Source organism: Streptomyces sp. SPB074 (genome assembly GCF_000154905.1).
Taxonomy (GTDB): Bacteria; Actinomycetota; Actinomycetes; order Streptomycetales; family Streptomycetaceae; genus Streptomyces.
In genome coordinates this window covers 2,808,685-2,821,185 of sequence record NZ_GG770539.1, presented here as the reverse complement: position 1 = coordinate 2,821,185, position 12,501 = coordinate 2,808,685, and the positions used below count along the sequence as shown (strand labels likewise).

The following is a 12,501-nucleotide window of genomic DNA, read 5'->3' as shown; positions in this document are numbered from 1 at the left end:
CGCCGTGGCGTGTCCCGGTCCCCCGCGGTCCCGGGACCGCGTCAGGAATCGTCCTCCACGCCCAGGCCGAGGCCCGGCAGGACGCCGGGCAGGAGCGGGGGCAGCGTGATGTCGGGCACCGGGTCGGGGGCGTGGTCCTTCGCGCCGCCCGGGGTGTCCGCGCCGTCCGTACCGCCCTGATCGCCGGGGGAGGCCCCGTGCCCGGTGCCGCCCGGGGAGGAGGCGCCGGCCGAGGGCTTGAGCGGGTCGAGGAGCCGGCCCGCGTCGCCGAGGAGTCCGTCGTCCTCCCCGGCCTTGCCGGAGGGCGCGGGCGAGGTGCCGTGCCCGGCGCCCTTGGAGGGCGTCGCGCGCGGGTCCTCGTCCTTGCCGTCGCCGGGGTGCGCGTCCCGCTCGCGGGCGTGCGGGGAGGCGTTGCCGCGGTCGCCCGCGGCCGGGGAGCCCGGCTGCTCGGGGGTGCCGGGCTGCGCGGCCGGGGGGTGCGGCAGCAGCGGGGTGACCTCGCTCTCCATCGCGTCGAACACCGAGGTGACCTCGTCGCTCACGTCGACGAACTGGACCGGGAGCCGGTCGCGCAGCTTGTCCCAGGCTTCGCGGTGGGTGCCCGCGAAGGAGGAGAGGGCCTGGAGGTGACCGAGGGAGTGGTCGGCCTCGTACGCCTTGCTGAGCAGGCGGTGGCCCTCGCCCGCGTCGTACTTGACGCCGTTGAGCGCGCGGCGGACCTCGCCCAGGTGCTCGTGGTCGAGGCGGCCCGCGCTGCCCCGGTCCATGAGTCTGCGGGCCTCGGAGAGCCGGGTGGACGCCTGGTCGAGCAGGAGCTGCCCGCGATCGGCGTCGTCCCCGGCCATGCCGAGCCGGAGGTCCTCCATCCCGCGCTTGAGCCCGTAGAGCGAGTCACCGGGCAGGGCGTCCCCGCTGGCCGCGGCGACCCCGCCGAAGGCCCCCGCCGCGACACTCACCGTGAGGCCGCCGGCGGCGAGCCGCTTGGAGAGGCGGGTGCGGGGTTTGAGCTTGCTGAGCGGGTTCGCCCGGTGGGCGCCCTTGCGGGAGCGCTGACCGGGCACCGAAGGGCGTGGGCTGTCCAGGCCCGGCACGGTGCCCTCGCGGAGCATGGTCTCCATCGCGGCGACCAGCTGGGCCCGCTGGACCACTTTCACCTCGGGGTCCAGCACGGGCGGTGGCAGGGCGCCGAGACCCCCGGCGAGCGCGAGCATCCGGCTCGCCTCCTCGGTACGGTCCCGCGACTCCGGCGCGGTGCCCTGCTGTGCCGCGCGGCCCTGCCCGGGCCGCTCGTCCAGGGCCTGGGCGAAGGCGTTCGCCCGCCGGTGCGCCGAGACGTTCGCGATCACTGGCGGCACCTCCTCTCGTCATGACGATCGGCTCCCCGGAAGGTCCTGGTGGGGGCCGCCACCGTGGCGGGGGCGGCGTGACCGGAGGGAGCCTGCGTCCAGGACAACGACGGGCTTGGGGGCGGGGTTACGGACGGGTGACGAAGACGCGGGGACCGTGGCGGTACGTGCCGCTCCGGGCACGCCGCGTGAGGGCGCCGCGCCCTCGCGCCCGCCCTCACCGCCACCCCCGGGGACGCCTTCGTGCTCGCCTCCGCGCCCGCTCCGGGGGCCGCCTTCGTGCCCGCCCTCGTGCCCGCCCCCGGGGACGCCCCCTCGTTCAGCGGGCGTCCTCCGGGAGGAGGCGGGCGAGGGTGCGCACGGCCCGGTACTGGAGGGTCTTGATCGCCCCCTCGTTCTTGCCCATGACGCGGGCCGTCTCCGCGACGGAGAGGCCCTGGAGGAAGCGCAGGGTCACGCACTCCTGCTGCTGCGGGTTGAGGCGGCGGACGGCGTCGAGGAGGGCCGCGTTGGAGAGGGATTCGAGGACGGAGTCCTCCGGGCTCCGCTCGACCTCGTTGGCGTCGAGCATCTCGCCCGTCGTGACTTCGAGGCGGAAGCGGCTGGACTTGAAGTGGTCGGCGACGAGGTTGCGGGCGATCGTCACGAGCCAGGCGCCGAAGTCGCGGCCCTGCCAGGTGAAGGTGCCGATCCGGCGCAGGGCGCGCAGGAAGGTCTCGCTCGTGAGGTCCTCGGCCGTCGCCTTTCCTCCGACGCGGTAGTAGATGTAGCGGTAGACCGTGTCGCTGTACTGGTCGTACAGGCGGCCGAAGGCGTCGGCCTCGCCGCTCTGTGCCCGCTCGACCAGGTCCATCATGCGGGCGCTGTCGCTGTCGGCGGCAGGCCGGCGGTGGGTGGTGGTGGCCGCGGCGGACCTGCCGCGTCTGCCGACGGCCGTGGTCGACTCGGCCAGGGCGTAGCAGGGCCGGGCGGGTACGGGCGTGGCGAACACGGGTGTGGCGTACGCGGTGGGGACGAAACCGCGCAGGCGGTCGACTACCGAGGCGCGGAGAGCGGCCAGGCCCGCGGCGTCAACCCCGACGTGTGGGTACACGGGACTCCCAGAGGCAGAGCTTCCATCACGTGCACTCCGGCTCCTCGTCCCCGGCCGCTCGGGCTCATGTTCACTCGGCGTACTGGAGGCGGGGGGCCGTCATGCGTTTGAGGAGAATAACGCTTCGTACAGGCGACGCTACACCGAGTTGTCTAAATCGCCGCTTGCGTCGCTTCTCTTATGGAGTCGCAGGCACTGCTGATCGTTCAAAAGACCTGTTGATGACCGTTTTTGCGCGAAGACTTCCGAGTGCGTGTCGCGGGGACACGGCTGCCCGGAATCGGGACTACCGGGCGCCCCGGCGGGGTATGCCTGAACCTCGGGCCGTCGCGCCGAGCTTCACTCAGAGTGAGGCGAGGGGCCTGACGTGCCGCTTCGTGGCGTGCGCGGTCAGTGACGGCGGCGGTGGATCGCCACCGCCGCGGCCGTGCCGCCCGCCACCGCGCCGAGCCCCGCGGCGGCCGGAACGCCGATCCGGGCGGCCTTGCGGCCGGTCCGGTAGTCGCGCAGCCGCCACTCATGGGCGCGGGCATATTTGCGCAGTTTCGCGTCAGGATTGATCGCGTACGGATGTCCCACGAGCGTGAGCATGGGAACGTCGTTGTACGAGTCGCTGTACGCGGCGCAGCGCGCGAGGTCGAGCCCCTCGGCCGCCGCCAGCGCCCGTACCGCCTCCGCCTTCGCCGGGCCGTGCAGCGGCTCGCCGACGAGGCGGCCCGTGTAGACGCCGCCGACCGACTCAGCGACCGTGCCGAGCGCGCCGGTCAGGCCGAGGCGGCGGGCGATGATCGTCGCCGTCTCGACCGGCGCGGCCGTCACGAGCCACACCTTCTGGCCCGCGTCGAGGTGTGCCTGGGCGAGGGCGCGGGTGCCGGGCCAGATGCGGTCGGCGAGGTACTCGTCGTAGATCTCCTCGCCGATCGAGGTGAGTTCCGCCACGCGGCGGCCCTTGACGATGGAGAGGGCGCTGTCCTGCGCGTCCCGCATGTGGGCCGGGTCCTCGACGCCCGCGATCCTGAACCACGCCTGCTGCCAGGCGAAGCGCGCGAGCTCGCGGCGCTCGAAGAAGTGCCGCTTGTACAGGCCCTTGCCGAAGTGGAAGAGGGTCGCGCCCTGCATGACGGTGTTGTCGAGGTCGAAGAAGGCGGCGGCGCGGGTGTCCCCGGCGACCGGGAACTCGGGCTCGGGGGCGTCCTGTCCGGACTCGGTCTCGCTCTTGCGCGCGGCCTCGGCCGCCGCCTCGCCCGCCAGGACGCTGCGCGCGGTGGCGGGACGCCTGCGGGGAGTGAGCCATCCGGGAGCGGCCATGCGGTCGAGCATAACGAGTCGGCGGGAACGGCGGCGTACGGGAAACGGGCGCCCGGGGGGCGTACGGGCGGCGGGACGGTGCGGCGGGTCGTGCGGCGGACCGCGGGGCGGCGCGGCGGCGGCGCGGCGACGGCGCGGCGGGGTGGTGACGGGACGGGGCCAAGGCGGCGCCGTGGAGTGGCGGCGGGCGGAGAATGGCCCGTATGACTGGACGACTCTTCGGCCGCCGCCGGCCCGCCGCCGGGCGGACCGTGACGCTCATCGCCAAGCCCGACTGCCACCTGTGCGAGGACGCCGAGCGCGTCGTGGACGCGGTGTGCGGGGAGTTGGGGGTCCCGTGGGAGGCGAAGGACATCACGCGGGACGAGGAGCTGTACCGGGAGTACTGGGAGCAGGTGCCGGTCGTCCTGGTGGACGGGGAGCAGCACACGTTCTGGAAGGTGGACCCGGAGCGCCTGCGCAAGGCGCTGCGCTAGGCGCGGGCGGCGGGCGTTCGGGGCCTCGCCCCGGGCCCCGCTCCTCAAGCGCCGGAGGGGCTCAAATGCTCCGGGTACCATCGAATCGCAGGCTGCGGGGGCGTTGCGCATTCGGAAAGAGGTGTCGGGCGTGGTCCCGCACGGTCGCTCGCGCCCCGCGCGAATTGGTTCCCCGGCAGGGGGTTTCGGCCACGTGACCCCGGTCACTTTGGCCGGACAAAACGGACACCATCTTTGTGCACGCGTTCACAAAGACATAGCCTGCTGGCGACGGGGCGGTCCTGGGACAACTGACCGCCCAGAGCCCCGCTCTACCCGCAGGAGCACCGTGGCAACTGGCCGAACTCACCGACCGGCGACCCGCAGCCGAGGCATTCCCGAGGCCACCGTCGCCCGTCTTCCGCTGTACCTCCGCGCACTCAACGCACTCTCCGAGCGCTCGGTTCCCACGGTCTCCTCCGAGGAACTCGCCGCCGCCGCCGGGGTCAACTCCGCGAAGCTGCGCAAGGACTTCTCCTACCTCGGCTCCTACGGGACCCGCGGCGTGGGCTACGACGTCGAGTACCTCGTCTACCAGATCTCGCGCGAGCTGGGCCTCACCCAGGACTGGCCGATCGTCCTCGTCGGCATCGGCAACCTCGGCGCCGCGCTCGCCAACTACGGCGGCTTCGCCTCGCGCGGCTTCCGGGTCGCCGCGCTGGTCGACGCGGACCCGGCGCTCGCCGGGAAGCCCGTCGCGGGCATCCCCGTCCAGCACATCGACACGCTGGAGACGGTCATCCGCGAGCAGCACGTCTCGATCGGGGTCATCGCCACGCCCGCCGGAGCCGCGCAGCAGGTCTGCGACCGGCTCGTCGGGGCCGGGGTCACCTCGATCCTCAACTTCGCCCCCACGGTCCTCGCCGTGCCGGACGGCGTCGACGTGCGCAAGGTCGATCTCTCCATCGAACTCCAGATCCTCGCCTTCCACGAGCAGCGCAAGGCCGGGGAGGACAACCCCGCCGAGGAGAGCGCCGTGCGCGACGCGCCCACCACCGCCGTCAGCGGCGTCGCGGCCAAGGAGACCCCCGGCGAGCGCGCCGCCCGCACGGAGGGCACCGGGCAGGCCGGGGACGGCAAGGGACCGGAGGGCGATCTGCCCGCCGTGATGCCGGCATGAGTCTCCTCGTCGTCGGGCTCAGCCACCGCAGCGCCCCCGTCAGCGTCCTGGAACGGGCCGCGCTCGCCGCGGACACCCAGGCCAAGCTCCTCCAGGACGCGCTCGCCGCCGAACCGGCCGCCGAGGCCGCCGTCCTCGCCACGTGCAACCGCATCGAGCTGTACGCGGACGTCGACAAGTTCCACGCGGGTGTCGCGGAACTCTCCACGCTCCTCGCCCAGCACGCGGGCGTCGGCCTCGAAGAGCTGACCCCCTACCTCTACGTCCACTACGAGGACCGCGCCGTCCACCACCTGTTCTCGGTGGCCTGCGGCCTCGACTCGATGGTCGTCGGCGAGGGCCAGATCCTCGGGCAGATCAAGGACGCCCTCGCGCGCGCCCAGGAACTGCACACCGCCGGGCGGCTCCTCAACGACCTCTTCCAGTCCGCGCTGCGCGTCGGCAAGCGCGCCCACAGCGAGACCGGCATCGACCGCGCGGGCCAGTCCCTCGTGAGCTTCGGCCTCGAACAGCTCGCCGAGGACGCGGGCGCCGGGAACACGGGCGCTGAGAACGCGGGCGCCGGGAACACGGGCGTCGAGGACTGGGCGAAGGGCAAGCGCGCCCTCGTCATCGGCGCGGGCTCGATGTCCTCGCTCGCCGCCGCCACGCTCGCGCGCGCCGGGGTCGCCGAGATCGTCGTCGCCAACCGCACCCGCGCCCGCGCCGAACGGCTCGTCGAGATCCTGACCCAGCCGGGCGGTACGGGCGTCGCCGCGCGCGCCCTGCCCATCGGCGAGGCCGGCGAGGAACTGCCCCGCGCCGACATCGTCGTCTCCTGCACGGGCGCCACCGGGCTCGTCCTCGCCGCGCAGGCGATCGAGGAGGCCGTCGCCGGGCGCGCCGCGCGCCCGCTGCACCTCCTCGACCTGGCCATGCCGCGCGACATCGACGCGGCGGCCCACCTGCTCGACCACGTCCGCCTCGTGGACATCGAATCCCTCGCCGCCGCGAGCGCCGACGCCCCCATGGCCGCCGACGTGGAACGCGTGCAGCTCATCGTCGCCCAGGAGGTGGACCTCTTCGGCGCCGCCCAGCGGGCCGCACACATCACCCCCACCGTCGTGGCCCTGCGCACCATGGCCGCCGAGGTGGTGGCCGCCGAGACGGCCCGCCTGCACGGGCGCCTCCCCGGCCTCGGCGAGCGCGAGTTCGCCGAGATCACCCAGACCCTGCGCCGCGTCGTGGACAAACTCCTGCACGCGCCGACGGTGCGGGTGAAGCAGCTCGCCAGCGAGCCCGGCGGTGCCGGGTACGCGGACGCGCTGCGCACCCTCTTCGACCTCGACCCGCAGACGGTGGCCGCCGTCAGCCGGGCCGACGCGAGCAGTACAGACGACCCGAATCGAGGGCGGTCATGACCGACAAGCCACTCCGGCTCGGCACCAGGCGCAGCAAGCTCGCCATGGCGCAGTCCGGGCTCGTGGCCGATGCCGTGCGCGAGGCGACGGGCCGTCCCGTCGCGCTCGTGGAGATCACGACGTACGGCGACACCTCGCGCGAGCACCTCGCGCGGATCGGAGGTACGGGGGTCTTCGTCACCGCGCTGCGCGACGCGCTGCTGCGCGGTGACGTGGACTTCGCCGTGCACTCCCTCAAGGACCTGCCGACCGCGCAGCCCGAAGAGCTCGTGCTCGCCGCGATCCCCCGGCGCGAGGACCCCAGGGACGCGCTGATCGCGCGCGACGGGCTCGCCCTGGAGCAGCTGCCGCGGGGCGCGCGGATCGGGACCGGCTCGCCGCGCCGCACGGCGCAGCTCAACGCCCACGCCCGCGCCCACGGGCTCGGCATCGAGACGGTGCCGATCCGCGGCAACGTCGACACGAGGATCAACTTCGTACGGGACGGTGAGCTGGACGCCGTGGTTCTCGCCGCGGCCGGGCTCCACCGGCTCGGCAGGGGCGCCGAGGTCACCCAGTACCTCGCCCCCGACACCGTCCTGCCCGCCCCGGGACAGGGGGCGCTCGCCGTCGAGTGCCCCCCGGGGCCGCTCGCCGAGGCGCTCGCCCGGCTCGACGACCCGTACACGCGGGCCGCCGTGGCCGCCGAACGGGCGCTGCTCGCGACGCTGGAGGCCGGTTGCAGCGCGCCCGTGGGCGCGCTCGCCGACTTCCCCGACGGAACGCAGGACCAGGCCGCGCGGCCGAACGAACCGGCGCGGCAGACCACCGAAATGCGCTTGCGGGGCGTCGTCGGCTCGACCGACGGTTCCGCGCTGGTGCAGCTGACCACCACCGGTCACGTGCCCTCCACGCAAGCGGAGGCCGAGGCGCTCGGCGCGGAACTCGCCGCCGAGATGCTGGCGAAGGGCGCGGCCGGTCTGATGGGGGAGCGAGCACGATGAGCCCCACCACCTCCGCCCTTGCCGCCGTCCCCACCGAGGCGGCCCACGGGCATGTCACCTTTCTCGGCGCGGGTCCCGGCGACCCCGGCCTGCTCACCCTGCGGGCCGTGGAGGCGCTGGCCGCCGCCGACGTGCTGATCGCCGAGCCACGCGTGCTCGACGTCGTACGGGCGCACGCGCGCGGCGACGCGGACGCACCCCTGCTGACCGACGAGGCGTCAACCGAGCCCGGAACGCCGGGAGTCGGTGACGCGGTCAATCTTGTCATGGCGGCCGCGCGCGGCGGCAGGCGGGTCGTCCGGGCCGTCTCCGGCGACCCCGGGCTCGACACCGACACCGCCGCCGAGATGCTCGCCTGCGCCGCCGAGGGCATCCCCTTCGAGGTCGTCCCCGGCATCGCCGCGGCCGTCGGCGTCCCCGCCTACGCGGGTGTCCCGCTGCGGGACGCGCAGGGCACCGACGTCCGGTTCGTGGACGCGGCCTCCGCCTCCGAGCGCTGCTGGACCGAGGTCGGGCAGAGCGACGGGACCGTCGTCGTCACGACGACGCTGGAGAGCGTCGCGCGCGCGGCCGGTGAGCTGGTCAGCGCCGGGCGCAAGCCCGACACCCCCATCTCGCTCACCGTCGCCGGGACCACGACCCGGCAGCGCACCTGGACGGCGACGCTCGCCTCCGTGGGCCAGGTGCTCAAGCAGGCGAAGGTGCTGCCCTCGCCCGAGGGCGCGCAGCCCGTCATAGCGGTGGTCGGGGAGCGTTCCGCCCCTGCGCTGCGCGATCAGCTGGCCTGGTTCGAGTCGAAGCCGCTCTTCGGCTGGAAGGTCCTGGTGCCGCGCACCAAGGAGCAGTCCCGCGCGCTCTCCGACCAGCTCCGCTCCTACGGCGCCGTGCCGCACGAGGTCCCGACGATCGCCGTCGAGCCGCCGCGTACCCCGCAGCAGATGGAACGTGCCGTCAAGGGTCTCGTCACCGGGCGCTACGAGTGGATCGCCTTCACGTCCGTCAACGCCGTCAAGGCGGTGCGGGAGAAGTTCGAGGAGTACGGGCTCGACGCGCGCGCCTTCGCGGGGATCAAGGTCGCCGCGGTCGGCGAGCAGACCGCGAAGGCGCTCATCGCCTTCGGCGTGAAGCCCGACCTCACGCCGTCCGGCGAGCAGTCGGCGGCGGGGCTCCTGGAGGACTGGCCGCCGTACGACCCGGTCTTCGACCCGATCGACCGCGTCTTCCTGCCGCGCGCCGACATCGCCACCGAGACCCTGGTGGCCGGGCTCATCGAGCTGGGCTGGGAGGTGGACGACGTCACCGCGTACCGCACCGTGCGCGCCTCGCCGCCCCCGGCGGAGACGCGGGAGGCGATCAAGGGCGGCGGTTTCGACGCGGTCCTGTTCACCTCCTCCAGCACCGTCCGCAACCTCGTGGGCATCGCGGGCAAGCCGCACAACGTCACCGTGATCGCCTGTATCGGCCCGGCGACGGCGAAGACGGCCGAGGAGCACGGGCTGCGCGTGGACGTCATGGCGCCCGAGCCGTCCGCCCTCAAGCTCGCCGCCGCGCTCGCCGACTTCGGCACGCGGCGCCGGCTCGCGGCCGTGGACGCCGGCGAGCAGGTGACGCGGCCCAGCGAGCGGCGTCCCGGTTCGCGGCGGCGGCGCAGCACCACGTCATGATCTCTCGCAGTCCCGGTAAAGGCGGTTGGAAGATGAGCGAGTACGGCGACGGTTTCCCGGGCGTCCGGCCGCGTCGGCTCCGTACGAACGCGACGATGCGGCGCATGGTCGCGGAGACGCGGCTCGACCCGGCGGACTTCATCCTTCCCGCGTTCGTGCGGGAGGGCATCGCCGAGCCCGTCGCGATCGGGACCATGCCGGGCGTCGTGCAGCACACGCGTGACACGCTGCGCAAGGCGGCCGTCGAGGCGGCCGAGGCGGGCGTCTCGGGGATCATGCTCTTCGGCGTGCCCGAGGACGCGAAGAAGGACGGGGTGGGCTCGGCCGGGACCGACCCGGACGGCATCCTCCAGCAGGCGCTGCGGGACGTGCGGGCCGAGGTCGGCGACGTGCTGCTCGTCATGTCCGACCTGTGCCTGGACGAGTTCACCGACCACGGGCACTGCGGCGTCCTGGACGCGCACGGCCGCGTCGACAACGACGCGACGCTGGAGCGGTACGCGGAGATGGCACAGGTCCAGGCCGACGCGGGCGCGCACGTCGTGGGCCCGAGCGGCATGATGGACGGCCAGGTCGGCGTCATCCGCGACGCGCTCGACCAGACGGGCCACGAGGACGTGGCGATCCTCGCCTACACGGCGAAGTACGCCTCCGCGTTCTACGGCCCCTTCCGCGAGGCCGTCGGCTCCTCGCTCACCGGCGACCGCAAGACCTACCAGCAGGACCCCGCGAACCTCCGCGAGTCCCTGCGCGAACTCGCCCTGGACCTCCAGGAGGGCGCGGACATGGTCATGGTCAAGCCCGCGGGCCCCTACCTCGACGTCCTCGCGAAGGTCGCCGAGTCGGTGGACGTGCCGGTCGTGGCGTACCAGATCTCCGGCGAGTACGCGATGATCGAGGCCGCCGCCGAGCGCGGCTGGATCGACCGCGAGGCGGCGATCCGCGAGTCGCTGCTGGGCATCCGGCGCGCGGGGGCGCGGAACGTGCTGACGTACTGGGCGGTGGAGGTCGCGCGGGCGCTGCGCTGACCTTCGCGGGCGCCGGGACTCCCGGCGCGGGCCCCCGCTCTCCGGTGTTCCGGGGCGGGGGTTTTTCCGTGGGGTGCGGCCGTCCCCGGCAGGGGGCGGCGCGGGGCCAATTCGGGTGCGGGCGCGGGCGGGCCGCTCTTGAATGGGGCGTGGAGATCTCCGGGCGCGGGCCTTCGGGGCCGCGTCCTCGCGTGCCGGGAGGGGCGACGTGGCGGACGAGGAGTGGCCGGTGGTGCCGGTCGAGACACTGTGCCGGGTGTGCGGCAACGAGACCGGGGACGAGGAGCACCCGAGCTGGGACCGGTACGGGGCGCCCCGTTACCTCATCTGCGACTGCTGCGGAATCGAGAGCGGCCTCGGTGACGACGCGGTGGCCGGTACGTGGGAGGGCACCGTGAACCTCCACTCCCGGCGCGGCACGTGGGTCACCGCGCGGGGCGCGGCCTGGGAGGACCCGGGCGGCCGCCCGCCCGGCTGGGACCTCGTGGAGTGGATGCCCCGGGTGCCCGCCGGCTACCGCACCCCGCCCCCGCCCCCCGCGGGACCGGAGCGGCTGCGCGCCGCGTGGCGGGCGTGCCCGGGGGCGGGCACGGAGACGGTGTGCCGGGTGTGCGGCTTCGCCGACGGCGGCCCGCGCTGGCACGAGGGGGTGCCGACGGGGGCGCGGTGCCCGTGCTGCGGGGCGGAGCCGGGCGTGGACGACGTACCGCTCGCCGGTACCTGGCGGGACGAGGTCCGGGTGGTCGCGCGGCGCGGGTGGTGGCTCGCGAACGGCGCCCGCTGGGCCGAGCCCGCCGCGCGCCCCGGGGGCTGGGACGTCGTGCGGCAGCTCGCCGCCGTGCCGCCGCGGTGGCACGGGGCGGAGTGAGCGGGCCGGGGGCGCCGGGCACGGCGGACCGCGATTGCGGAGAATTGCTGCGCCGCGCGGCCACACCTGGTAAGCCCATAGCCATGGCTGCTGATCTCGCGACGAGGCGACTGGTGTTGCATCCCCTGACGGTGGCGGAGGCCGAGCAGATCGCGGCGGGGGTGCCCGGGGTGGGGCCCGGGGCCGTGCCGTGGGCGGCGGGGTACCCGGCGCACACCTCGCGGGTCGGGGCCCTGCACTACCTGGAGATGCTGGAGAAGTACGGGTACCCGGCGGAGTTCCCCGCGTACGAGATCCGGCGGCGCGCGGACGGGGCCGCCGTCGGCGGGATCGGTTTTCACGGGCCGCCCGACGAGGGCGGCTGGGTCGAGCTGGGGTACGACCTGGTGGAGAGCGTGCGCGGGCAGGGCTTCGCCTCCGAGGCCGTGCGGGGGCTGCTCGTCTTCGCGCGCGAGCAGGGGGTGTGCGGGGTCGCCGCCGACACCGATGCCGCGAACGTCGCCTCGCAGCGCGTGCTGCTCGCGGCCGGGTTCACCCTGCAGCGCGAGGAGGACGGGGTGCGGTACTACGGGATTCCGCTCTAGCGGACCGGCCACCCGGTCGGGGGAGGGGCGCGGGTGGTTCCGGCGGGCGCCGCCGCCGCGCGCGGGGTGCTCAGGAGGGGCCGCTCCGGGGGGTGTTGGGTACCGCGCGGGGCGCGGGCCCGGCGGGGCGGGCCCGGGCGCGGGCGTGCGGGCGCGGGGCGGGGTGGTTAGCGTCGGTGCGGTGGTGCGTACCGGCGGCGCGTGGTGCGCACGGCCGTCCCCGCGCACGAAAGGGAGCCTCCGGTCATGGCCTGGAACGCGAACGTCCTCTTCTTCTGTTTCCCCGACCCCAGCGACACCTACGCGGCCTTCCACGACGCCGAGGAGACCGAGGAGGTGAGCCGCGCCGCCGTCCTGGAGCGCGCGAACGACGGCACCCTCTCCGTCACCGAGACCTACGCGCCGGCCGAGTACCTCACGACCGGCGCGGGCGGTGTCGTCGGGGCGCTCCTCGGGGTCCTCGCGGGGCCGGTCGGCATCCTCTTCGGCTGGACGGCGGGCACCCTCTTCGGGCTCGCGGCGACCGGTGAGGAGGAGGCGGGCGAGGTGGACGCGCTCACCGTCCTGAGCCGGGGGGTGCCGGACGGCTCGA

General features: G+C 74.6%; 11 protein-coding genes and 1 pseudogene. 9 read left to right on the top strand and 3 right to left on the bottom strand.

Going from position 1 to position 12,501, the window contains the following annotated elements:
* Nucleotides 1-41: 41 nt before the first annotated feature.
* From SSBG_RS11610 to SSBG_RS11600, 3 genes are all read right to left on the bottom strand, one after another.
* On the bottom strand, nt 42-1,346 hold the full coding sequence (locus SSBG_RS11610) for a DUF5667 domain-containing protein (protein WP_008746329.1): 1,305 nt from the start codon (nt 1,344-1,346) through the stop codon (nt 42-44).
* Between the two features lie 319 nt (nt 1,347-1,665).
* Nucleotides 1,666-2,439 carry an ECF subfamily RNA polymerase sigma factor, BldN family gene (locus SSBG_RS11605; RefSeq protein ID WP_008746328.1) on the bottom strand — a complete coding sequence of 258 codons (774 nt, stop codon included), beginning with the start codon at nt 2,437-2,439 and terminating at the stop codon, nt 1,666-1,668.
* A gap of 390 nt (nt 2,440-2,829) precedes the next feature.
* On the bottom strand, nt 2,830-3,747 hold the full coding sequence (locus SSBG_RS11600) for an HAD family hydrolase (RefSeq protein WP_037871355.1): 918 nt from the start codon (nt 3,745-3,747) through the stop codon (nt 2,830-2,832).
* Nucleotides 3,748-3,941: 194 nt separating this feature from the next.
* Here SSBG_RS11600 and SSBG_RS11595 point away from each other — a divergent pair, with 194 nt between their 5' ends.
* From SSBG_RS11595 to SSBG_RS11550, 9 genes and pseudogenes are all read left to right on the top strand, one after another.
* Entirely contained in the window at nt 3,942-4,223 is a 282-nt protein-coding gene (locus tag SSBG_RS11595) for a glutaredoxin family protein (protein WP_008746326.1), read from the top strand.
* Nucleotides 4,224-4,551: 328 nt separating this feature from the next.
* Nucleotides 4,552-5,382, top strand: coding sequence for a redox-sensing transcriptional repressor Rex (locus tag SSBG_RS11590; RefSeq protein ID WP_008746325.1), 831 nt, complete (start codon nt 4,552-4,554; stop codon nt 5,380-5,382).
* The gene (locus tag SSBG_RS11585; protein WP_008746324.1) at nt 5,379-6,782 is read left to right on the top strand and encodes a glutamyl-tRNA reductase; all 1,404 of its coding nucleotides are present in this window, start codon (nt 5,379-5,381) and stop codon (nt 6,780-6,782) included. Before SSBG_RS11590 ends, SSBG_RS11585 begins: the two co-directional genes overlap by 4 nt.
* Nucleotides 6,779-7,765, top strand: coding sequence for a hydroxymethylbilane synthase (hemC, locus tag SSBG_RS11580; protein ID WP_008746323.1), 987 nt, complete (start codon nt 6,779-6,781; stop codon nt 7,763-7,765). Before SSBG_RS11585 ends, hemC begins: the two co-directional genes overlap by 4 nt.
* Nucleotides 7,762-9,429, top strand: a complete 1,668-nt coding sequence (locus SSBG_RS11575; protein ID WP_008746322.1) for a uroporphyrinogen-III synthase — start codon at nt 7,762-7,764, stop codon at nt 9,427-9,429. The genes hemC and SSBG_RS11575 overlap by 4 nt, the downstream gene beginning before the upstream one ends.
* 32 nt (nt 9,430-9,461) lie before the next feature.
* Nucleotides 9,462-10,457 (top strand): porphobilinogen synthase, encoded by a 996-nt coding sequence (gene hemB, locus SSBG_RS11570; protein ID WP_008746321.1) that lies wholly within the window; start codon nt 9,462-9,464, stop codon nt 10,455-10,457.
* A gap of 232 nt (nt 10,458-10,689) precedes the next feature.
* Entirely contained in the window at nt 10,690-11,325 is a 636-nt protein-coding gene (locus SSBG_RS34535) for a hypothetical protein (protein WP_234010486.1), read from the top strand.
* 83 nt (nt 11,326-11,408) lie between these two features.
* On the top strand, nt 11,409-11,909 hold the full coding sequence (locus SSBG_RS11555) for a GNAT family N-acetyltransferase (RefSeq protein WP_037869505.1): 501 nt from the start codon (nt 11,409-11,411) through the stop codon (nt 11,907-11,909).
* A gap of 246 nt (nt 11,910-12,155) precedes the next feature.
* A pseudogene (locus tag SSBG_RS11550) lies at nt 12,156-12,501 on the top strand (histidine kinase); the annotation flags it as partial.

What these genes read in the sequence shown, in the direction of transcription:
- SSBG_RS11600 (WP_037871355.1), bottom strand. Translation starts at nt 3,747, where the DNA reads ATGGCCGCTCCCGGATGGCTCACTCCCCGCAGGCGTCCCGCCACCGCG.
- SSBG_RS11595 (WP_008746326.1), top strand. Translation starts at nt 3,942, where the DNA reads ATGGCCCGTATGACTGGACGACTCTTCGGCCGCCGCCGGCCCGCCGCC.
- SSBG_RS11585 (WP_008746324.1), top strand. Translation starts at nt 5,379, where the DNA reads ATGAGTCTCCTCGTCGTCGGGCTCAGCCACCGCAGCGCCCCCGTCAGC.
- hemC (WP_008746323.1), top strand. Translation starts at nt 6,779, where the DNA reads ATGACCGACAAGCCACTCCGGCTCGGCACCAGGCGCAGCAAGCTCGCC.
- SSBG_RS11575 (WP_008746322.1), top strand. Translation starts at nt 7,762, where the DNA reads ATGAGCCCCACCACCTCCGCCCTTGCCGCCGTCCCCACCGAGGCGGCC.
- hemB (WP_008746321.1), top strand. Translation starts at nt 9,462, where the DNA reads ATGAGCGAGTACGGCGACGGTTTCCCGGGCGTCCGGCCGCGTCGGCTC.
- SSBG_RS11555 (WP_037869505.1), top strand. Translation starts at nt 11,409, where the DNA reads ATGGCTGCTGATCTCGCGACGAGGCGACTGGTGTTGCATCCCCTGACG.